The sequence below is a fragment of the Paracoccus sanguinis genome (assembly GCF_012689545.1).
GTDB classification, from domain to species: Bacteria; Pseudomonadota; Alphaproteobacteria; order Rhodobacterales; family Rhodobacteraceae; genus Paracoccus; species Paracoccus panacisoli.
Genome location: NZ_CP051542.1, coordinates 1291861 through 1313034, shown reverse-complemented (window position 1 = coordinate 1313034; position 21174 = coordinate 1291861). Strand labels below are relative to the sequence as shown.

Annotated in this window: 10 protein-coding genes; 6 read left to right on the top strand and 4 right to left on the bottom strand. The window is 71.7% G+C overall.

The window, feature by feature from the left end; all coding sequences use genetic code 11:
* Nucleotide 1: 1 nt before the first annotated feature.
* From HGN31_RS06250 to HGN31_RS06240, 3 genes are read right to left on the bottom strand one after another with little or no spacing between them, the layout of a single operon-like run.
* Entirely contained in the window at nt 2–2413 is a 2412-nt protein-coding gene (locus tag HGN31_RS06250; protein WP_168782670.1) for an MlaD family protein, read from the bottom strand.
* A complete protein-coding gene (locus HGN31_RS06245; RefSeq protein WP_168782669.1) occupies nt 2410–3162 on the bottom strand; it encodes a paraquat-inducible protein A in 753 nt (250 codons plus the stop codon). The genes HGN31_RS06250 and HGN31_RS06245 overlap by 4 nt, the downstream gene beginning before the upstream one ends.
* On the bottom strand, nt 3162–3977 hold the full coding sequence (locus tag HGN31_RS06240) for a paraquat-inducible protein A (RefSeq protein ID WP_168782668.1): 816 nt from the start codon (nt 3975–3977) through the stop codon (nt 3162–3164). The genes HGN31_RS06245 and HGN31_RS06240 overlap by 1 nt, the downstream gene beginning before the upstream one ends.
* Before the next feature lie 258 nt (nt 3978–4235).
* Here HGN31_RS06240 and HGN31_RS06235 point away from each other — a divergent pair, with 258 nt between their 5' ends.
* The 6 genes from HGN31_RS06235 (at nt 4236) to HGN31_RS06210 (ending at nt 11674) form a co-directional block, all read left to right on the top strand.
* Nucleotides 4236–5828 (top strand): GMC family oxidoreductase, encoded by a 1593-nt coding sequence (locus tag HGN31_RS06235; RefSeq protein WP_168782667.1) that lies wholly within the window; start codon nt 4236–4238, stop codon nt 5826–5828.
* A 66-nt stretch (nt 5829–5894) separates the two neighbouring features.
* Nucleotides 5895–6668, top strand: a complete 774-nt coding sequence (locus HGN31_RS06230; RefSeq protein WP_168782666.1) for a flagellar motor protein MotB — start codon at nt 5895–5897, stop codon at nt 6666–6668.
* Between the two features lie 84 nt (nt 6669–6752).
* A complete protein-coding gene (locus HGN31_RS06225; protein ID WP_168782665.1) occupies nt 6753–8072 on the top strand; it encodes a flagellar hook protein FlgE in 1320 nt (439 codons plus the stop codon).
* Between the two features lie 40 nt (nt 8073–8112).
* Nucleotides 8113–9570 (top strand): flagellar hook-associated protein FlgK, encoded by a 1458-nt coding sequence (gene flgK, locus HGN31_RS06220; protein WP_168782664.1) that lies wholly within the window; start codon nt 8113–8115, stop codon nt 9568–9570.
* Nucleotides 9567–10577: a flagellin N-terminal helical domain-containing protein gene (locus HGN31_RS06215; RefSeq protein ID WP_168782663.1), complete on the top strand. Its 1011-nt coding sequence runs from the start codon at nt 9567–9569 to the stop codon at nt 10575–10577. Before flgK ends, HGN31_RS06215 begins: the two co-directional genes overlap by 4 nt.
* Nucleotides 10578–10594: 17 nt before the next feature.
* Nucleotides 10595–11674, top strand: coding sequence for a flagellar basal body P-ring protein FlgI (locus HGN31_RS06210; RefSeq protein ID WP_425325328.1), 1080 nt, complete (start codon nt 10595–10597; stop codon nt 11672–11674).
* A gap of 892 nt (nt 11675–12566) precedes the next feature.
* Here the strand turns inward: HGN31_RS06210 and HGN31_RS06205 are convergent.
* Nucleotides 12567–21146: a glycoside hydrolase family 94 protein gene (locus tag HGN31_RS06205; protein ID WP_168782661.1), complete on the bottom strand. Its 8580-nt coding sequence runs from the start codon at nt 21144–21146 to the stop codon at nt 12567–12569.
* Between the last annotated feature and the right edge of the window lie 28 nt (nt 21147–21174).

Sequence of the window (21174 nt, the reverse complement as noted above, 5' to 3'; positions counted from 1 at the left end):
TCTATCGTCCCAGGATGAAGGCGCGGGGGTTGCGCTCGATGGTGGCGGCAAGGCTGCCGAAGTTCTCGGCCGCACGGCGAAGCGCGCGCATGGTGTTGATCGACTCGGTGTTGAAGGCGCCGCGGTCGCCGTAGGCCGCGATCACCGCCTCGGCCCGGCTGGCGAGCTGCTGGAAGCGGGTCGAGAGCTGCGGCAGCGTGTTGGCCGCCTGCGCGACCTCGTCCATCGCCCGGCGGGCCGAGGCGAGGGCGGCGTTGAGGCTGCCGGCCGCGTTCCCGTCGCGCAGGTCGGTCAAGAGGCCCGAGGCGGCCTTGAGCGTGTCCGACAGGTTCCGCGGCAGCTGCGCGGCATCCTCGGTCCCGAGCATCGCGCGCAGGTCATCGACCAGCCCCTTGCCCGAGGCGCTGATCCCCGACCAGTCGAACTCGTCGACCGAGGTGGCGGCGGCGTCGATCTTCTCCACCATACCCGGAATATCCACCGCCGCCTCGCGGATCGAGGCTGCGGTGGCGCTCGCGTCGTCCACGAACTTGCCGATCTTCGGCCCGATCTGGTTGGCCTTGAGGTCGCTGGCGATGGCGCCGATGTCGCCGGCGGCGGTCCCCACGCGGTCCATGGCCGCCGAGAGGTTGCCGGGCAGGGCGCGGGCGCCCTCGGTGCCGACCACGGCGCGGATGTCGGCGACCGCGCCGCGCGCCTCGGTGGCGAGGCCCGCGAAGTCCACGTCACGGACCGAGGCCGCGGCCTTGTCGAGGCTGTCGACGATCCCCGGCACCTTGTCGGCCGCGCCGTTGAGCTTGGTGGCCAGCTCGCTCGCCTGCGTGGCCGCGCCCGAGATGTTGGCGACGACGCCCGCGCCGCGCAGCTCCTCGACGGCGGCGCGCAGCTCGGCGGCGGTCGCCTGGGCCTCGTCGATGGTCTTGCGCAGCCCGGCGGGGATGGCGCGGGTGTCCTGCGACGAGGCGATGGCCGTCACGCTGTTCATCATGTCGGTGGCGGACTTCAGCAGCTCCTCGATCTTGAGATTGCCGATGCGGGTCATGAACCCCTGCGCGGTGGCCGCGATGTCCGAGCTGTCGGTCGGGGCCGAGGGGACGACCGGGAAGGGCTGGGCGTCCACCGCGATCCGCGCCGGGGGCTGGTCGGGCAGCTCGACCAGCTCGACCATCAGCGAGGTGCCGAGGAACCCGGCCCCGGTCACCCGAGCCCGCAGCCCCTTTTCGACCCGGCCCGAGAGAAAGGCCAGCGCATCCGCCGGCGTCGCGGTGTCGGGCAGGCCGAGCCGCTGGGGCGAGAGCACGATGGTGATGTCCTGCAGCACCTGCCCCGGTTGGCCGTCCGCCGGCGGCGCGACGCGCACCGAAAGCGCCGTGACCCGGCCCACGGTCAGGCCCTGGAACTGCACGTCGGCCCCTTCCGAGAGGCCGCGCACCGCCTCGGGCAGCAGCACGGTCAGGCGCAGCTCGTCCTCGGGCGAGGCGGCGAACAGGCTGTTCTGCGCCGCCTGCTGGTCGGGTTGCAGGGTGAAGACGTGGCCCGGTTGGACCGGCTGGCCGCCCGAGCTGAGCGTGGCGAACTCGGCCCCGCCCTGCAGCAGCGACGAGACGGAGCTCACGTTGAGCTGCACCCCCTGCGGGCCCAGCGAGACGTTGAACCCCGAGGTGTCCCAGAACACCGTCGCCGTGGTCAGGCGCTGGTCGTGCGGGGCGGCCACGAACACGTCGGCCATCACCGTCTCGTCGCGTTCGGCCAGCCGCAGGTTCTGCATCCGCCCCACCTGCAGCCCGCGGAAGAAGATCGGCGCCCCCTCGGCCATGCCCTTGGCGCTGGTCGAGGCGAGCGTCACCCACGTCCCGCGCTCGTTCGAGCGGGTGAGCGGGGCCTTGTCGAGCCCCTCGTGGACGTCGAGGTCGGCGGCCCCGGGCTTGTCGTCCCAGTAGCCCTCGATGAAGGCGCCGGTCAGCACCGTGTCGAGGCGCGAGATGCCCTGCGCCGAAACCTGCGGCCGGACGATCCAGAACTCGGCATCGTCGTCGATGAAGCTGGCGATGTCCTTGTCCACGCGGATGTCCACGACCACCCGCTGCAGGTCGCGGGTGAAGCGCACCGCCTCGACCTTGCCGACGGTGATCTCGCGGAACTTGAGCGCGGTTTCGCCCGGGGTGATGCCGGTTGCGTCGCTGAAGGCGACCGAGACCAGCGTGCCGCGGCCGGTGTAGGCGTTCCAGGCCAGCGCCATGGTGACGAGAAGGGCGATGATCGGCACCGCCCAGATCACCGAGACGCCGGCCCGCGCGGCCCGGGCGGCGGTGCGGCGCACCGGGCTGGCCGGGCGCATGGCGGACGGCTCGGCGGGGCCGGCGGGGGCCGAAGGGGCCGTCGGGCGCCGGTCGGGCGGGGGAATGTCGGTCATGCGCTGGTCCTGTCCCGGCGGCTTCGCAACGGCAGGCCGCGCCAGATCAGCCGCGGGTCGAAGCTTTGCGCCGAAAGCATGGTGAACGCAACCGACAGCGCAAAGCTGACCGCGGCCGGTCCCGGGTGGATGGTGGCGACGAAGCCGAGCTGCACGAGCGCCGAGAGGATCGCCACCACGAACACGTCGATCATCGACCAGCGGCCGATGAACTCGACCGCCTCGAGCGCGCGCAGGCGGGTGTGCGCGGATTCAGTCGTGGCCGGGCGCCCGGCCACGCGGGCCAGCCAGGCGATCACCGCGAACTTGCCGATCGGCACGATCACCGAGGCCACGAACACGATCGCCGCGACCCCGTAGTTGCCATAGTGCATGAGTTCGATCACCCCGCCGATGATCGTCGCCTCGCTGTTGCCTGCGAGGCCCGCGAAGGTCTGGGTCTTGAGCATCGGCAGCAGGTTCGCGGGGATGTAGAAGATCAGCCCGGCCAGCCACCAGGCCCAGACGGCGGCGAGGCTCGACCGGTCGGGGCTGTGCAGCGGCGCGCCGCAGCGGCCGCAGACCGCGCTGCCCTCGGGCCAGACCCGGCCGCAGCCGCGGCAGCCGACGAGGTGCGCGCGGTGCGCGGTCAGGATCGGCGCGTCCTCGCGCGGGGCGGTGACCGGACCGGGACGCCGCGGCGGTCGGCTGGCCCCCACGGCGGCGCCGGTGGCGACGGGCGGCGCGGAGGGCGCGGGCGGCGCGGCCATCAGGCGGCGCCCGGGTTGCCGGCGGGCGGGCCGGGCGGTGGGGCGGCGGGGCCGGGCATGGGATGGGCGTGTGGGTCGGGCTCGACCTGCACCACGCGCACGGCGGTGCCCTCGACCGCGGCGCGGTCGGCGGCGGTCTCGACCGGGTCGGCCACCACCTCGCGCCCGTCGGTGAAGGCGCCGCGGTCTTCGAGGGTGTCCCAGATCGTCGTCGAGCAGGTGAACACGTCGCTGGCCGCGCCGACGATGATCAGCGCACAGAAGGCCCAGAAGGCCGGGCCGAGGTTCACCGTCGCCAGCCCCGCCACCTTGACGAGCGCCACCGAGGTGCCGATCACGAAGATCTCGGCCATCGACCACGGCCTGAGCAGTTCCGACAGCCGGAACGCCGTCCCCGCCTGCGGCGCCGGCCGCCCCTCGCCCCGCATCGGCAGCAGCACATAGACGAGCAGCGCTGCCCGCAGCACCGGCAGCCCGACGATGAACCCCAGCACCGCGACGGTCAGCGGCATCAGCCAGCCTTGCGAGAACGCCAGCGCCACCCCGAAGAGAGAGGTGGCGTTGCCGATCCCCATGCGCGAGATCTCGAGGAACGGAAAGAACACCGCCGCGAACATCAGCACCATCGAGGTGAAGGACAGCGCGACGATCTGGGTGAAGGCCCCCTCGCGCGGGCGGGCGAGGATCGAGTGGCAGCGGATGCAGCGCGCGGTCTCGCCCGGCGCCAGCTCGGCTTCGACGTGCAGCGCATCGCAGCGCGGGCAGGCGATCAGCCCCGCCCCGGTGGTGATGTCGTACTGGCCTGCCTCGATCATGGGGCGAAGATAAGCCGCCCGCACCGCGGCGCAAGCGCGCCGTGGGGGAAGGGCGGCGATGGCGGCGCGGGCGGGGGGCGCCGCAGGGGGGCGCTGCCCCCGCCGCTGGCGCGGCGTCCCCCGGGATATTTGGCCAAGGGAGAGGGAGGGGCGGGCGCGGCGGGGCCCCCGGGGCCGGGAGGTCGAAGCCCGGCGCGGCGCCCACTTGCCCCCGCCCGCCCCGATGCTAACGTCCCCGTCCCGGGGGGAGGGACCCGCATGGACTACGACATCGTCATCGCCGGGGCCGGCAGCGCCGGCTGCGTTCTGGCCGCGCGGCTGTCCGAGGACCCGCGGCTGCGCGTCGCGCTGATCGAGGCCGGCGGGCGCGACGACTATCCCTGGATCCACATCCCGATCGGCTATCTCTACTGCATCGACAATCCCCGCACCGACTGGATGTACAAGACCGCCCCCGACCCGGGGCTGCACGGGCGCAGCCTGCTCTATCCCCGCGGGCGGGTGCTCGGCGGGTGCAGCTCGATCAACGGGATGCTGTATCTGCGCGGCCAGGCCGAGGATTACGACCAGTGGCGGCAGGCGGGCTGCACCGGCTGGGGCTGGGACGACGTGCTGCCGCTGTTTCGCAAGTCCGAGGACTATTTCGCGGGCCCCTCGGACCATCACGGCGCCGGCGGCCCCTGGCGGATCGAGCGCCAGCGGCTGCGCTGGGACATCCTCGACGACTGGTCGCGCGCCGCCGAGGCCGAGGGCATTCCCTGCGTCGACGACTTCAACACCGGCGACAACGAGGGGGTGGGCTACTTCAAGGTCAGCCAGAAGAACGGCTGGCGCGTCTCGGCCGCCCGCGCCTTCCTGCGCCCGGCGATGCGGCGCCCGAACCTGACCGTGCTCACCCACCGCCAGGTGCGGCGGGTGATCTTCGAGGGCACGCGTGCCGCGGGCGTCGAGGTGGCGCTCGACGGCGGGATCGAGGTGATCCGCGGCCGCGAGATCGTGCTCAGCGCGGGCGCCATCAACACCCCGCAGATCCTGCAGCTTTCCGGCATCGGTCCCGGCGCGCTTCTGCAGCAGATGGGGATCGAGGTCCGGCGCGAGGCCGGCGTGGGCGAGAACCTGCAGGACCACCTGCAACTGCGCTGCGCGTGGAAGGTCTCGGGCGGGCGGACGCTCAACCAGCTCGCCCGGCGCTGGTGGGGCAAAGGGATGATCGGGGCCGAATATCTGCTGCGCCGCACCGGCCCGATGAGCATGGCGCCCAGCCAGCTCGGCGCCTTCGCGCGGTCCTCGGGCGAGGTCGAGACGCCGGACCTCGAATGGCACGTCCAGCCGCTGAGCCTCGAGGCGTTCGGACAGCCGCTGCATGATTTCCCGGCGATCACGGCGAGCGTCTGCCACCTGCGCCCGGAAAGCCGCGGCACGGTGCGGATCGGCTCGCCCGACCCGATGCAGGCGCCGGTGATCGCGCCGAACTACCTCTCGACCCCCGGCGACCGGCTGGTCGCGGCCCGCGCGATCCGGCGCACCCGGGCGATCATGGCCAACCCGGCGATGGCGAAGTACCGCCCCGAAGAGTTCAAGCCCGGGCCCGCCTTCCAGACCGACGCCGAGCTGGCCGATGCGGCGGGGATGGTCGGCTCGACCATCTTCCACCCGGTCGGGACGGCGCGGATGGGGGCTGATCCCAGCGCGGTGGTCGATCCGCGCCTGCGGGTGCGGGGCGTCGAGGGGCTGCGCGTGGTCGATGCCTCGGTGATGCCGACGATCACCTCGGGGAACACCAACGCCCCCACGATCATGATCGCCGAGAAGGCCGCCGTGATGATGGCCGAGGATCTGCGCGGCATTTGAGCGGTTAACCGCGCCGTAACCGGGCCTCTGCTAAAGCTGACCCTCGACGTGGTGACGGGGGCGATCATGGCAGGCAAGTCGGGCAAGGGCGCATCCCCGATCATCATCAAGCGGATCGAGGGCGGGGGTGAGGCCGGCCACCACGGCGGCGCGTGGAAGGTCGCCTACGCCGACTTCGTGACCGCGATGATGGCGTTCTTCCTGCTGATGTGGCTGCTCAATGCGACCACGGAAAAGCAGCGCCAGGGGCTCGCGGACTATTTCGACCCGACGATCGTGCAGTCCGATTCGGGCGGCTCGCAGGGGCTCGAGGGCGGCGACGCCGCAAGCCCGGCCTCGGATCAGGGCGCCGCGCCCGAGCGCAGCAGCGATGCGGAACTCGAGAAGCTGGCGCAGCATCTGCAGGACCAGCTCACCGGCAGCGGCGCCGAATCGATGCAGCGGGTGAACCTGCTGCGTCATGTGGTGACCCGGATGACCGATGAGGGGCTGGTGATCGAGCTTGGCGACATCGTGGACGAGCCGCTGTTCGTGGACGACAGCGCCGAGCCGTCGCCAGTGATGCGCGAGCTGACGGGGATCCTCGCGACGGTGCTGGGGCGGACCCGCAACCGGCTGGCCATCGCCGGCCATGTGCGGGGCTTTCCCGAGATGATGATCGAGAATCCCGTCTGGCCGCTTTCGGACCAGCGCGCCCACGCCACCCGCAAGCTGCTGGCCGAGGGCGGGCTCGATGAGCGCCGGGTCCAGCGGGTGACCGCCTTTGGCGACAAGAAGCCTCGCAATTCCAATGCGATGGACCCGGCCAACAACCGGATCGAGGTCATTTTACTCAGATAATGTTGGCGCGCGGGCCGGCGTTAGCCGGAAATTAAGGTCTCGCGTGGACAGTGACGGCAACAGCGCAACAACCAGGGTGATCCCATGTCGATTTCCTCGTCCCTCAATGCCGGTGTCGCCGGTCTGGCGGCCAACGCCACGCGGCTGGCCACCATCTCGGACAACATCGCGAACTCGGGGACCTACGGCTACAAGCGGGTGAACACCGAGTTTGAGAGCATGGTGATCAACCAGGCCCGCGGCGCGGGGGTGTATTCCGCCGGCGGCGTGCGCGCGACCACCTCGCGGATCATCGACGAAAAGGGGGCGCTGGTGTCCTCGAAGAACCCGCTCGACCTCGCGATCTCGGGGCGGGGATTCCTGCCGGTGATCCAGTCGGTGGATCTCGCCAATCGCGGCGGCGGGGACAAGCCGATGACGATGACCTCGACCGGGGCCTTCCGCCCGGATGCCGAGGGGGTGCTGCGGACCGATTCGGGGCTGGTGCTGATGGGCTGGCCGGCCAACCAGGACGGCAACATCCCGGTCATGTCGCGCGATTCGGTGGCCGGTCTCCAGCCGGTGGTGCTGAACGCCAACCAGACCTCGGCCGATCCGACCACGGCCATGACGATCGGCATCAACCTGCCCGCGCTCGAGACCAAGGCGGGCGCCAGCGGCGATCCATGGACCCGCAGCATCGAGTATTTCGGCAACCTCGGCACCTCTGAATCGCTCAACGTGACCTTCACCCCCACGGTGGCGGCCGGCTCGGGCCTCTCGAACACCTGGACGATGGAGATTCGGGATTCCGCCAGCGACCCCGCCTCGAACCTGATCGGCAGCTACGAGCTGGTCTTCGACGACAGCCAGACGATGGGCGGGACGCTCGCCTCGGTCACCACGCTGTCCGGCGGCGCCTACGATCCGGCGACCGGGCAGCTGGCGCTGACCGTGGCCGGCGGGCCGATGACGGTCTCGATCGGGCGGCTCGGCGACCCGAACGGGCTGACCCAGCTCGACGACGACTTCGCCACCACCAACATCACCAAGGACGGCTCTCCGGTTGGCAACCTCACGGCGGTCGAGGTGGACGAGAACGGGATGATGCGGGCGACCTACGACACCGGCTTCATCCGCACGCTCTACCAGATCCCGCTGGTCGATGTGCCGAACCCGAACGGGCTGATCGCGCTGAACAACCAAACCTATCAGGTGTCGCCGAACTCGGGCTCGTTCTTCCTGTGGGATGCGGGCGACGGGCCCACCGGCGCGGTCGTGGGCTATGCCCGCGAAGGCTCGACCACCGACGTCGCGGCCGAGCTGACCGACCTCATCCAGACCCAGCGCGCCTATTCGTCCAACGCCAAGGTCATCCAGACCGTGGACGAGATGCTGCAGGAAACCACCAACATCAAGCGCTGACGCGCGCGGAGGCCGCGGCCATGAGGCCGCGGGTCGAGCCATGAGCCTGTCGAACGCCCTCTCGAATGCCGTCTCGGGGATCGTCGCGGCGTCGCGCGGCACCGAGGTGGTGGCCTCGAACCTCGCCAACGCGATGACCCCCGGCTTTGCCCGGCGCGAAGTCCAGCTGTCGGCACGGCCGTGGATCGGCGGGGGCGGCGGCGTCCATATCGAGGGGGTCGAGCGTGTCGTGCGCACCGCCATCCTCGGCCAGAGCCGCACCGCCGGGGCCGAGACCACGCGCGCCCAGACGCTCGCCACCTTTCACAAGGGCATGGCCGAGGCGATCGGCGTCCCCGGCGAGGCGGGTGCGCTGGGCACGCTGCTCGCCAGCTTCGACGCCGCGCTGATCAGCGCCGCCGCGCGGCCGGAGAGTGAGACGGCGCTCAACCGCGTCCTTACGACCGCTCAGGCGCTTGCGGGTGGCTACGGCACGCTCGGCGACCGCATCCAGGATGCGCGGACCGAGGCTGACCGGGCCATCGCCGACGATGTGCGCAACCTCAACGAGGGGCTGGGACGGGTCGTCGCGCTCAACCGCCAGATCGTCCAGCAAACTGCCTCGGGCGGTGACGTGGCCTCGCTCGAGGACGAGCGGCAGAAGGTGGTCGACGGTCTCTCGAAGATCATGCCGATCCAGGAACTTCCCCGCGAGAACGGCCGCGTGGCGCTGTTCACCTCCGGGGGGGGCGTGCTGCTCGACGGCTTCACCCCTGTGACATTTGGCTTCACCCCTGCCGGGGCCTTCCGACCCGACATGGCTGCGGGCGCGCCGCCCGTCAGCGGCCTGACGGTGGATGGGCTGGCCCTCTCGCCGGGGCAGATGCGCAGCTTCTCGGGCGGCCGGCTGGGCGCGAATTTCCAGATCCGCGATGTCGACGCCCCGGCCGCCCAAGCCCGCGTCGATGCCGCGGCGCGCGACCTGATCGAACGCTTCGCCGACCCCGCGATCGACCCGACGGCCCCCCCGGGCGGCGGTCTCTTCACCGATGGCGGGGCGCCCTTCACTGCCGCCAACGAGCGGGGGATCGCCCAACGGGTGGCCGTGACCGACGCAATCGTCCCTGCAGCCGGCGGCGGCCTCTGGCGCTTGCGCGACGGTCTCGGGTCCGCCGCGCCGGGACCGGTCGGTCAGTCCGCGCTGCTCGACCGGATGCGTGGCGCGCTGGCGGCATCCCGGCCGACCGCCTCGCCCGCGGTGGCGGCGATGAGTCGGTCGGCCACGACGCTGGCCGCCGAGATCAGCTCGACCGCCGCGGTGGGACGGCTGGATGCCGAGGGTGTTCTGGCTGGCGCGGCCGCCCAGTCGAACAGCTACGAGACGATGCTGCGCCAGGACGGCGTGGACAGCGACCGCGAGATGGAGGCGCTGCTCGCGCTCGAGCGCGCTTACGCCGCCAACGCCAAGGTTCTGCAAACGGTGGATGACATGCTCCAGACCATTCTGAGGCTGACATGACGGGGTTCACATCGGTCGGCGACCTGTCCCGGTTTGTCCTGCTGCGGCAGGCAAACGCACAACTCAAGACCCGGCTGAGCGTGCTCTCGCAAGAGATGACCACCGGCCTCAAGGCCGATGTGCCCGCCGCGACCGGGGGCAATCTGGGCCGGCTCGCCCAGGTGCAGGGCCGCCTTGCCGCGCTCGAGAGCTTCAATCGCAACGCGAGCCTCGCGCAGTCCGAGACGAGCGCTCTGCAGGCGGCTCTCGAAGGGATTGCCGGGTTGGCCAATCGCGGCCCTGAGTTGCAGGCGGCCGCAGCGATGGAGGATGAGGCGGCGCTCGACATGCGCGCGGCCCAGGCGGCGCAGGATTTCCGCACGGCGGTCCGGCTGATCAACACCGAGGCGGGGGGCCGGTTTGCCCTGTCCGGCACCGAGGTCGGCACGGCGCCGCTTGCGCCCGCAGAAGATATTCTTGCGCTGGCGCGTACGCAGGTTGCGGGGATGACGGACCCCGTCGCGATCTCGGGCGCGCTGGATGCGTGGTTCAGTTCGGACGTGGCCGGCGGGTTCGTGGATCAGGCCTTCCGGGGAAATACCGAGGCGACCTCGACAGGTGTCTCGCCCGACACCACGATCCAGCGTGACCTGAATGCCAGCGCACCCGAGTTCCGCACTTTGCTCAAGGGACTAGCGATGGCCGCCCTGGCTGGAGAGCCTGCCGCGACCCTGTCGCATGGCGCCAAGTCGGTGCTGATCCGCGCCGCCGGCCGCGAACTTTCAGAGGCCAGCCTCGGCATCGTCCGGGCCCGGGCCACCCTCGGGATGCAACAGGAGTCGATCGATCAGGCCCTTGCCCGCAATGCGGCGGAAGGCAGCGCGCTGTCCATCGCGCGCTCGGACATCCTCGCCGCCGACCCGTATCAGACCGCGTCCGAGTTGACCCAGACCGAGGCAAACCTGCAGAATCTGTACGCGCTCACCGCGCGGATGACGAAGCTGAGCCTGACGGATTACATCCGATGAGGTGGTGGCGGCTCGTGATGACCCTGGTCCTGCTTCCCGCAATGGCGTGGGCGGCCCCGGTACGCATCAAGGATCTGGCCACCGTCGATGGGGTCAGGGGCAACGATCTCGTGGGTTACGGGCTCGTGGTCGGGCTGAACGGCACGGGCGACAGCCTGCGCAACGCCCCCTACACGGAAGAGATGCTGGGCGGGCTGCTCGAGCGGTTGGGTGTGAACGTGACGGGTGAGAGCTTCCGGCCCAAGAACGTCGCAGCCGTGCTGGTGACCGCGACCCTGCCGCCCTTTGCGCGGGCGGGCAGCCAGGCGGACGTGAGCGTGGCCGCGATCGGCGACGCCAAGAGCCTGCTGGGCGGGACGCTGGTCATGACTCCGCTCAACGCGGCGGACGGCGAGGTCTACGCCGTCGCGCAGGGGTCAATCATCGCCGGTGGCGTGTCCGCCGAGGGCGAGGGCGCTTCGGTCGTCCAGGGTGTCCCCACCTCCGGCACCATCCCGTCCGGCGCCAGGGTCGAGCGCGAGGTCGACTTCGACTTCTCGCAGATGAGCAGCTTCCGGCTGGCGCTGCGCACGGCAGATTTCACCACCGCGGCGCGGATCGAGAAGGCGATCAACGACGATCTGGGCGACGGGGTGGCGACGCTGATGGACGCGGCGACGATCTCGATCGACTCAACGCCGATGGGACGGGTGAACCCGGCGCGGCTGGTCGGCCGGATCGAGAACATTGCCGTTGAGCCCGAGAGCCGCGCCCGCGTGGTGGTCGATCACCGGTCAGGCACGATCGTGATGGGTGAGGACGTGCGGATCTCGCGGGTGGCCGTATCACAGGGCAACCTGACGTTGCGGGTGCGGGAGACCCCGGTCGTATCGCAGCCGAACCCCTTTGCGCCGGGCCAGACGGTCGTCGTCCCGCGGACGGATGCGCAGATCACGCAAGAACCGGGGATCGGCTTTGCCGAGGTGAGCGGCGAGTCCTCGCTGTCGGACGTCGTTGCCGGGTTGAACGCGCTCGGGGTCCGGCCGCGCGAATTGATCGACATCCTCAAGGCAGTCCACGCGGCGGGGGCGCTTCATGCCGAGTTCATCGTGAACTGAGGAGGTCGGGGCTCGATCGCTAATCTCGAAAGTTGATCTGCGCACAAAGCTTGAGGGTATGGGACACCGGGAAGGGCGGAGACGGTGCCGGTCAATTGTTCAGGTCCCCGTGCGAGATAGTCTCTAAATGTGCGCCGCCTGCCGTGTTTGTTCCAAGGTGCGCTACCTGCCGGGCTTGTTGAGGCCAGCGGAGGGTATCATTCGGCATCGCTCAGATCACTGGAGAGTATTTGGGCCGAGATTGTGGGCCCTTTACTAAGAAATGCGTCGAGCATACGCGGAGAACGCGGGAGGCCCTCCGCGAGGTTGGCATGGCCTCGACTTTGCCCGCCCGGCGAGCACCCTCCCGCTCAGCGCAGTCTTGCGAACCGCTTTAACGCACCGCCGTTCCGGTCCCGCGGCCCCGGTGCGCATGAGTCGCCGCTCTGGCGATGAGCCGCTGGGCCGCCGCGGTCGGCCGTCACTTAGGGCGGGTGATCCGACCCAAAATCGATGCGCGCCGTTCCTGAACGACGGGGTCTATGGCGGGCTGAACGAGCTGCCGGTGATCGGCAACCTCGACCGGCTCGACACCAACCGCAATACCTCGCCTCAACCGCAACACTTTGTCCCGGTAGAAGAGCTAACCGTTGACCCACACCAAGCGCCGCCCCAACGAGGCGGACCAACAACACCGGCTACCCTACCGGGCGCACAGTCGCGGCGAGGACTCCCGTTGTCGGCAGCCTGGAGCTCCGCGCCAAACCCCGATGGCGGACTATGCGCCGCGCCGCACCACGACCGGCTCTCCCGAACCGCAACACCTCGTCCGCTGCGACGATGTGGCCGTTCGCCGTCACCTCGAGCCCCGAGGCGTCGCGGCGGACCATGCGCCGCGCCGCACCCAGCCTGCTCACCCGAACCGCAACACCTCATCCGGCCCGACGGTCTCGCCGTTCGCCGTGACCTCAAGGCCCGAGGCCGCGCGGCGGACCTCGATGCGGATGGGCTCACCGCCCTCCCGGCGCAGGGTGGCCGAGAGGCCGGCCCAGCTGTCGGGCAGGCCGGGGCTCAGCGTCACGCCCTCGGGGTGGCGGGCGATGCCGAGCAGCCCCTCGACCGCGGCGCGGTAGACCCAGCCGGCCGAGCCCGTGTACCACGTCCAGCCGCCGCGCCCGATCTTGTCGCGCCCGGCGTAGACGTCGGCGGCGACGACATAGGGCTCGACGCGGTAGATCTCGGCCGAGCGCGCGTCGAGCGCGTGGTTGATCGGGTTCAGCGCCGTCAGCAGCCAGTGCGCCCGCGTCCGGTCGCCGCTCCGGGCCAGCGCATAGACCATCCACGCCGCGGCATGGGTGTACTGGCCACCGTTTTCGCGCACGCCCGGCGGGTAGGACTTGATGTAGCCCGGCTCGGCGTCGGTGTTCTGGAACGCCGGCGTGAACAGCCGCAAGAGCTGCCCGTCCCGGTCGAAGAGCTGCCCCAGCGCCGCGTTCACGGCGTCGAGCGCCCGGTCGGCGCGGCCGGCGCCCGAGATCAGCGCCCAGCTTTGCGCGATCGAGTCGATTCGGCACTCGGCGCTCGCTGCCGACCCCAGCGGGGTGCCGTCGTCGAAATAGCCGCGCCGGTACCACGCGCCGTCCCAGCCGGCATCGTCCAGTGCGGCGGCGACGCGGGTGGCGTGCGCCTCCCACGCGGCGGCGCGGGCGGCGTCGCCACGGGCGCGGGCGAGCGGCGCGAAGCTCGCGATGGTGTCGCAGAGGAACCAGCCGAGCCACACGCTCTCGCCGCGCCCCGCCTCGCCCACGCGGTTCATCCCGTCGTTCCAGTCGCCGCCGAGGATGAGCGGCAGCCCGTGCGGGCCGGTCCGCTCGACCGCGAGGTCCAGCGCCCGGGCGCAGTGGTCGTAGAGCGGCGCTTCGCCCGCCGGCTGGGGCACGAAGAACCGGTCGTGCTCGCCCGGCTCGAGCGCAGGCCCGGCGACGAACGGCACCGGCTCGTCGAGGATCGCCGCGTCCCCGGTCGCCGCGACGTAGAGCGCGGTGATATGGCCCAGCCACACCACGTCGTCCGAGATCATCGTCCGCACCCCCGCGCCGGTCCGCGGCAGCCACCAGTGCTGGACGTCCCCCTCGGGGAACTGCCGGGCCGCGGCGTTGAGGATCTGGCGGCGGCAGAGCGAGGGGTCCTGCAGCAGCAGCGCGCTCGTATCCTGCAACTGGTCGCGGAAGCCGAAGGCGCCCGAGGCCTGATAGAAGGCGGTGCGCGCCCGCACCCGGCAGGTGATCGCCTGATAGGGCAGCCAGGTGTTGACCATCAGGTTCAGCTGCTCGTCCGGCGTCTCGATCTGCAGCGTGCCGAGCACCCGGTCCCACTCGTCGCGCTGGGCGGCGAGGGCGCGGTCCACGGCGCCCTCGGCGCGGGTCTCGGCCAGCACCTGGGGCAGCGCGTCGGCCGGCGCGTTGGTCAGCACCAGCGTGGCGGTCTCGGACTGCCCCGGCGCCAGCGTGATCCCCCAGCGCAGCGCAAGGCACGGGTCGCCCGCGGCCTCGGTCTCGGTCCAGCGCGCCAGCGCCTGGGGGCGCCGCAGCCCGCCGCCGCGGCCGAGGAACGCGGTGCGGTCGCCGCAGAACCCGTCCACCGGCCGGTCGAGCGCCAGCGCGGTCAGCCGCTCGGCGAAGTCGGTCGAGAAGTTGTTGCGCGCCACATGGGCGCCGGTTTCGGGATCGAACCCGGTCTGCACCATCGGCGCGGTCCGGGCGCGGTCGGTCCCGAGCACAAGCTCGGCATAGGCCACCCCGTGCAGGCTCAGCGGGCGGTCGGTGCGGTTCGTCACCGTCAGCCGGGTCAGCCGGGCCGGGTGGCGCGGGTCGAGCGTCATCGTCGCCTCGACCCGGACCCAGCCGTAATCGCCTGAGAAGCGCGAGTAACCCAGGCCGTGCGCGGTCTCGTGCACCGCGTCCCGGTCGTCGGAGAGGCCGAGGAACGGGGTCGCCGTGCGCCCGGTCTCGGGGTCGTGGATCAGGATCGCCTCGCCCGGGCGGTTGGTCACCGGGTCGTTCGACCACGGCGTGATCTGGTAGTCGCGGGAGTTGACCGCCCAGGTGTAGGGCGCCCCTTCGGCCGAGACGTGGAAGCCGAAATCCTCGCGCGCGATGACGTTGATCCACGGATGCGGGGTGTGCCGGTCATGGGCCAGCCGCAGCACGTATTCCCGCCCGTCGGGCGAGAAGCCCCCGAAGCCGTTCCAGAACTTGAGCGGCGAGGTCGGGGGATCGTCGGGCCGGGGCCCGGGGCCACGGATCTCGTCCAGCAGCGCGAGGCGGCGGCGGGTGGGCACCCGCTCGGGCGCAGGCGCGCCTTCGCGCAGCCGGTCGAGCTGCTCGGCCAGCTTGCCGTTGCGGGTGTGCAGCATGATCCGCGCCGCCGAGACCAGCGTGTCGAAGCTCGCCTTGCTGATCTGGTCGCGCCGGACCGCGTGGACCCGCCGCGGGGCCGAGGGGCCGGCCGCCTGCCACGCCGCATCGACGAGCTGCTGGATCGCGTGCTGCAGGTCCTGCACATAGCTCGAGGCGCGCTCGTTCAGGATCACCACGTCGTGGGCGACCCCGCGGTGGCGCAGGAACTCGTGCATCCGCAGCGCCTCGCGGATCATCGGCAGGTCGGCCTCGTCGTCGGTCCTGAGCAGCAGGATCGGGTCGTCGCCCGAGATGCCCATCGGCCAGAGGTCGGCCTGCGGCCCCAGTTCGGTCCGCCGTTTGGGCGTCGCCGCCAGCCGCAGGTCGGGCCAGATCAGCAGGCTGGCGTAGCTGCGGAACAGCTTGGCCTCGTCCAGCGTGACGTTGAGGTGGCGCAGCTGGACCTGCGAATAGGTCCAGGCAAGCCGCAGCTCATGCTCGAACACGGCCGGGCGGGCGTAGTGGGCGGCCATGCGGTCGCGGTCGGCCTCGTTCTCGGCGATCAGGGTCCAGAAGGTCAGCGAGACGGTCTTGCCCGCCGGCACCCGGACCCGGCGGCGGATGGCGAAGATCGGGTCGAGGGTGTGGCCCTGCGACCCGCCGAGCGACGCGCCCGCGTCGAAGGCCGCGGCGTCGGCCAGCGTCCGGCCGCGGCCGATGAAGGCGCGCCGGTCGGTCTCGGCCTCGGCCGAGGGGGTGATCGCCCCGTCCGGCCCGGCGACGAGATGGGCGAGGTGCACCGCCGCGCCGCGCGGGTCGCGCGGCCGACGGGTCGCCACGATCAGCGCCCCGCCGTCGCGGATCTCGGTCTTGACGAACATCTTCGAGAACGCCGGGTGCGCCCGGTCCGAGGCGGGGTCGTCCAGCACGATCTCGCCGTATGAAGTGACCTCGATGGTCTTGTCGGACCCCGAGCGGTTGCGCAGCGTCAGGCGGCGGCCGTCGGCGTTGCCCTCGGTGGCGGCGATGACCTCCATCCGGCTTTCGATGGCGTTGGCGGTCTTGAAGAACTCGGCCTTGTGGTCCGAGAACACGACCGAGGACCGCTCGTCGCGCCCCGAGCAGGGGGCGTGGCTGGCCGACCACCACTCGCCCGACTGCACGTCGCGCATGAAGAGGAAGATGCCGCCGTCATCCAGCGTCGGGTCGGGCGACCAGCGGTTCAGCGCCCGCTTGCCCAGCATGGCGCGCCCGGCGCCGGTCGAGCTGATGATGGTCGAGAACTGCCCGTTGGTGATCAGCGCCACCTCGCGCTCGGCCCGGCCGGGCTCGGTCACGGCGGTCTGGGTGTCGCCCGCGGCCAGCATCGAGCCGCGCCCCAGCCCCTCGGCCGAGGGCGCGCGGGTGACCGGGGTGATGTCGCGCGGCGATTTCTCCTGCAGCAGCAGCTCGGAGGCGCGCACGACGGGGTCGGCGTGGAAACGCTCGCGGTGGATGCCGTCCATCACCGTGTTGGCGATGGCCATGATCGACATCCCGTGGTGGTGGGCCATGACGTTGCGCACGACCGCATGGCGCTGCCGGTCGCGCAGCCGGGTCGGGGCAAAGTCCACCGCGTCGTAGAAGCCGTAAGGCCCCTCGGCCCCCAGCGCCTGCAGGGCGCGCAGGTTCTTGACCGCCGCCTCGGGCTGGACCTGCGCCGCCATCAGCGAGGCATAGGGCGCCACCACGTAGTCGCCCCCCGACCGCTTCAGCGCCAGCGTCGGCACGCCGAAGGCGTAGTACTGGTAGTTCATGTCCCGGTCGCGGGCGTTGAACGCGCTTTCCGAGATCCCCCAGGGCAGCCCGTGCGAGCGCCCCCACTCCATCTGCACCTCGACCGCCATGCGGCTCGAGTGGTTGAGGATGCCGCCCTGGCGTTCCTTGAGCAGCAGGGGCGGCATCAGGTATTCGAACATGCAGCCCGACCACGAGAGCAGCACCCCCTGGTGCCCGACCGTGGCGAAGGGGCGGCCGAGCCGCGCCCAGTGCTCCTTGCGGATGTCGCCCTTGGCGATGGCGAGGAAGCTGGTCAGCCGCGCCTCCGAGGCGAGCAGGTCGTAGGAGCTTTCGTCAAGCTGGTCGTCCTGCGGACGGTAGCCGATCGAGAGCAGCATCTTGTCGCGCTGCACGAAGAGGCCGAAGTCCATCTGGAACGCCAGCAGCCGCGCCCGCTCGGCCAGAAGCCGGGTGCGCAGCACGAAGCTGTCGATGGACTCGCGCCCTTCCGAGGCGGGCACCATCACGTCGCCTGCGTCGCGGGCCAGCGCCCGCGCCCAGGCCAGCACCTCGGCCCCGGCCTCGTCGGCCATCGCCGCGTCGAGATCGGCGGCCAGCCGGGCGATCTCGGTCGCGCGGGTCGTCAGCTGCGCCGCGGCGAGCGGGTCGGCGAGCGGCCCGCCGGCGGTCTGCGCCAGCACCCCCTCGAACCCCGCGATGGCGCCGTCGAGCGCGGCGCGCAGGTCGTGCAGGCTCTTGCGGTCGTCGGGCAGGGCGTCGAGTTCCATCCGCAGGTTGGCGAGCGTGTCGGCCAGCCCGACGGTCCGCCGGCGGCGCACCGAGGGGGCGTTGTCGGCCCAGCCGCGCAGGCCCGCGGCCAGCGCGATCAGCAGCCCCGACAGGTTGCCGCTGTCCACCGCCGAGACATAGGGCGCGGGCAGCACCGCGAGGCTGCGGGTGTCGTACCAGTTGAAGAAATGCCCGCGGAAGCGGGGCATCCGCTCCATCGTGGCCAGTGTCGCGTCGATCCGGGCCAGCGCGTTGTCGAGCCCGATCCAGCCGAAGTCATGTGCCGACATGACCGACATGAGATACAGGCCCATGTTGGTAGGCGAGGTGCGCTCGGCCAGCTTCGGGCTCGGCGTCGCCTGCCAGTTGTCGGGCGGCAGGTGGTTCGTCTCGGCGCTGACGAAGGTCTCGAAATAGCGCCAGGTGCGGCGGGCGATGCGGCGCAGCTCGGCCTCGTCGCCGGGGGCGAGGGCCAGGCGGTCCTCGGTCCCGAGCGGGCGCGAGGCCCGCTCCATGATCCAGGGCGCGGCGATCCAGACCCCGCCGACGAAGAGCGCCACGGGCAGGGCGGTCGGGTTCAGCACCGCGGTGGCCAGGATCGCCGCCGTGCCGATCACGGGCGAGGCGATCATCCGCCGGTATTCGGCCCGCGGCCCGCCGCCGGCCCGGCCCGCGTCGCGGGCGGTCGTCCACTCCAGCAGGTGCTGGCGGCTGACGGTCATCCGCCACAGCGTCCGGGTGATGGCGTCGAGCGAGGCCCAGGCCCGATGCGCCGCCGTCGCCAGCCGCAGCCCGAGCTGGGTGACATAGGCGGCCGCGTCGCGCAGGACGTGGCGCAGGTGATAGTCCCACGAGACGCCGTACTGCGGGCTGAAGATCCGCAGATCGACCTGCAGGATATGGACGAGCGCCGCCAGCCCGATCAGCGCCGCCTGCCAGCCGAGCGCCCATTCGCCGGGCAGAAGCAGCCAGCCCGCGATGGACGCCGCGACCCAGGCGGGCGTCACCAGCGCGCGGCGCAGGTTGTCGATCATCTTGAACCGCGCCAGCCCCGAGAGGCCGTTGCCCGGTGCCACGATCATCGGCAGCAGCTGCCAGTCGCCGCGGGTCCAGCGGTGCTGGCGGCTCGCCTCGGTCGCGTAGCGGATCGGGAAATCCTCGACCACCTCGACGTCAGTCACCAGCGCCGCGCGGGCGAGGCTGCCCTCGAGCAGGTCGTGCGACAGGATCGCGTTCTCGGCCAGGCGGTCGTCGATGGCGGCCTCGAAGGCGTCCACGTCGTAGATGCCCTTGCCGGTGAAGCTGCCCTCGCCCAGCAGGTCCTGATAGAGGTCCGAGACGGTGAAGACGTAGGGATCGAGCCCGCGGTTGGCCGAGAAGATGCGCTGGAACACCGACGCCTCGGCGCCCGTGGTCAGCGAGGGCGTGACCCGCGGCTGCATGATCGCGTGGCCGCGGATCACCACCCCGTCGGCGCGCGCCACCGGCCGGTTGACCGGGTGCGCCATCTTGCCCGCCAAACCCGAGACGGTGTCGCGCGGCAGGCGGGTGTCGCTGTCCAGCGTCACCACGTAGCGGATGCCCTCGGGCGGGGTCGGGCCGGTCGGCACGAAGCTGGTGCCGGCGTGGCCGCGCAAGAGCTTGTTCAGCTCGGTCAGCTTGCCGCGCTTGCGCTCCCACCCCATCCAGGCGCCTTCGGAGGGGTTCCACAGCCGCCGCCGATGCAGCAGGAAGAAGCGCCGCACGCCGCCGTGGTCATACTGCTCGGCCAGCGCGTCGATGCGCGCCTGCGCGTGGTCCAGCAGGCGCTGGTCCTCGGGCAGGGTCTCGGTCGGGGCATCCTTCCAGTCGGTGAGCAGCGCGAAGGTCACGTCGCCCAGCGGGTTGGCGAGGTAGTGCGACTCGAGCATCTCGGCCAGCTCGTCGATGGCGTCGATCGAGGTGATCATGCCGGGGATGACGACCAGCGTGCGCGCCTCGGGCGGGACGCCGGCGCGGAAATCGTAGCTTGGCAGGCGCTGCGGCGTCAGCACCTTGGCGGCCAGCCAGCCGATCGCCTGCATCGCCGTGTCCGAGGCCGGCAGCACCGCGAGCGTCATGAGCAGCGCCAGTTGCCACCGCGGAAGCCCGGCCGGCAGCGCGCCCGAGAGTGCCGCGACCAGCACCGCGGTCAGCGCCGCGAGGGTCAGGACCAGCGTCCACCAGCCGACCATCCGCCGGGGCAGGGCGATGCGCTCGCGCCAGCCGGGGCGATAGCCGCAGCTCTTGCGGAAGGCCGTCTGCGCCTCGCCCACCAGCAGGTGCCCGACCTCGGTGCGGCCCGGCGCGGGGGCGCGGGCAGGGTCCAGCGCGGGCGACAGCGGCGCCAGCGCGGCGCCCCCGTCGGCGCGGTCCTGCGCGGCATCGGCGCGGCCCTGGTCGATGGCGCGCTGCGCCACCTGCGTCTCGGTCAGGTCGCAGCGGCGGGCGATGCGCTCGATCGCGGCGCGGTAGCTGGCGCGGGTGCCCTGGTCCACGCGGTCGAACTCGGTCGCCTGGGTCAGCAGTGCGTCGACGTGGCTCACCCCCTCGAACCAGTCGAGCCAGTCGATCTCGCCGGTGCGCCGCAGGCTGCGGATGATGTTGCCGACCGTCACGTTGCCCGAGGACTGGCGCGCATATTCGGTCTGCACCGCCCGCTCGCCCGCCTGCGGCCCGCCGAGCCGGCGTTCCAGCGCCATCAGCGCCGCCTGGCTGTCCGGCCCCCCGTCCCGCAGCCGATAGAGGAGCTGCGCGGCCACCGTGTCGTCCACGACGAGCGCGGCATTGCGGTCGATCACCGCGGCGCAGGCGGCCGAGCCCTCGGCATCGGCCAGCGCATCGGCGATGCGGTTCGCGGCGCTGCGCCGCTCGCGCGCCAGCGACACCCGGTCGGACAGGCGGCGCAGGTTCTCGACCAGCACATAGCGCAGGAAGGTCGGCACCGCCCACAGCTCGGCGATGGTCAGGGTCTGCACCGACTGGTAGCCGCGCAGAAAGCTGGTCAGGTCGTCGGCGGTGATTTCCGAGTTGGTCAGCGCGACGAAATACCACGCCAGCAGCAGCGCCCGCGGCGCCGTGCCGCCGCCCGACAGCGGCACCCGCGGCAGCCGGTCGAGGAAGTTCGGCCCGAAGGCCTGGCGCAGCTGGCGCAGGTTTTCCTCGACCATGTGGTGGTTGTCGATGAGCCACTCGGCCGCCGGGGTGATCGCCTGCCCGTCATCCTCGGCCGCCACCCCGTCAAGGTAGTTGCGCCGGATCGCGTCCTGGTTCTCGCGCAGCCGCCGCACCGGGCGCGCGGGCGCGTCGGGCAGGTCGGGGCGCGGCGTCGCTGCCAGCTCGCGCCCCGCGTCATAGAGCGAGCGCCCGGTCCAGACGTCGAAGCGGATCGGGTTCGGCGCGTCCTGCCAGTCGCGGGGCAGATCGCTGCGCCCCCGTCCCGCGCGCCGGTGCAGGCGCAGCGCCTCGGCAAGGCTCGAGCGGGCGGACCGGCGGCGGCTGCTGCGCGCGGGGGGGCTGGGCATCGTCATGGCGGATCCTGCTGGCTTGAGCGGCAAA

Excerpts from the sequence above, each read along its gene's own strand:
- flgK (WP_168782664.1), top strand. The coding sequence starts at position 8,113 with ATGAGCCTGTCGAACGCCCTCTCGAATGCCGTCTCGGGGATCGTCGCG.
- HGN31_RS06250 (WP_168782670.1), bottom strand. The coding sequence starts at position 2,413 with ATGACCGACATTCCCCCGCCCGACCGGCGCCCGACGGCCCCTTCGGCC.
- HGN31_RS06215 (WP_168782663.1), top strand. The coding sequence starts at position 9,567 with ATGACGGGGTTCACATCGGTCGGCGACCTGTCCCGGTTTGTCCTGCTG.
- HGN31_RS06225 (WP_168782665.1), top strand. The coding sequence starts at position 6,753 with ATGTCGATTTCCTCGTCCCTCAATGCCGGTGTCGCCGGTCTGGCGGCC.
- HGN31_RS06245 (WP_168782669.1), bottom strand. The coding sequence starts at position 3,162 with ATGGCCGCGCCGCCCGCGCCCTCCGCGCCGCCCGTCGCCACCGGCGCC.
- HGN31_RS06205 (WP_168782661.1), bottom strand. The coding sequence starts at position 21,146 with ATGACGATGCCCAGCCCCCCCGCGCGCAGCAGCCGCCGCCGGTCCGCC.
- HGN31_RS06210 (WP_425325328.1), top strand. The coding sequence starts at position 10,595 with ATGACCCTGGTCCTGCTTCCCGCAATGGCGTGGGCGGCCCCGGTACGC.
- HGN31_RS06240 (WP_168782668.1), bottom strand. The coding sequence starts at position 3,977 with ATGATCGAGGCAGGCCAGTACGACATCACCACCGGGGCGGGGCTGATC.
- HGN31_RS06230 (WP_168782666.1), top strand. The coding sequence starts at position 5,895 with ATGGCAGGCAAGTCGGGCAAGGGCGCATCCCCGATCATCATCAAGCGG.
- HGN31_RS06235 (WP_168782667.1), top strand. The coding sequence starts at position 4,236 with ATGGACTACGACATCGTCATCGCCGGGGCCGGCAGCGCCGGCTGCGTT.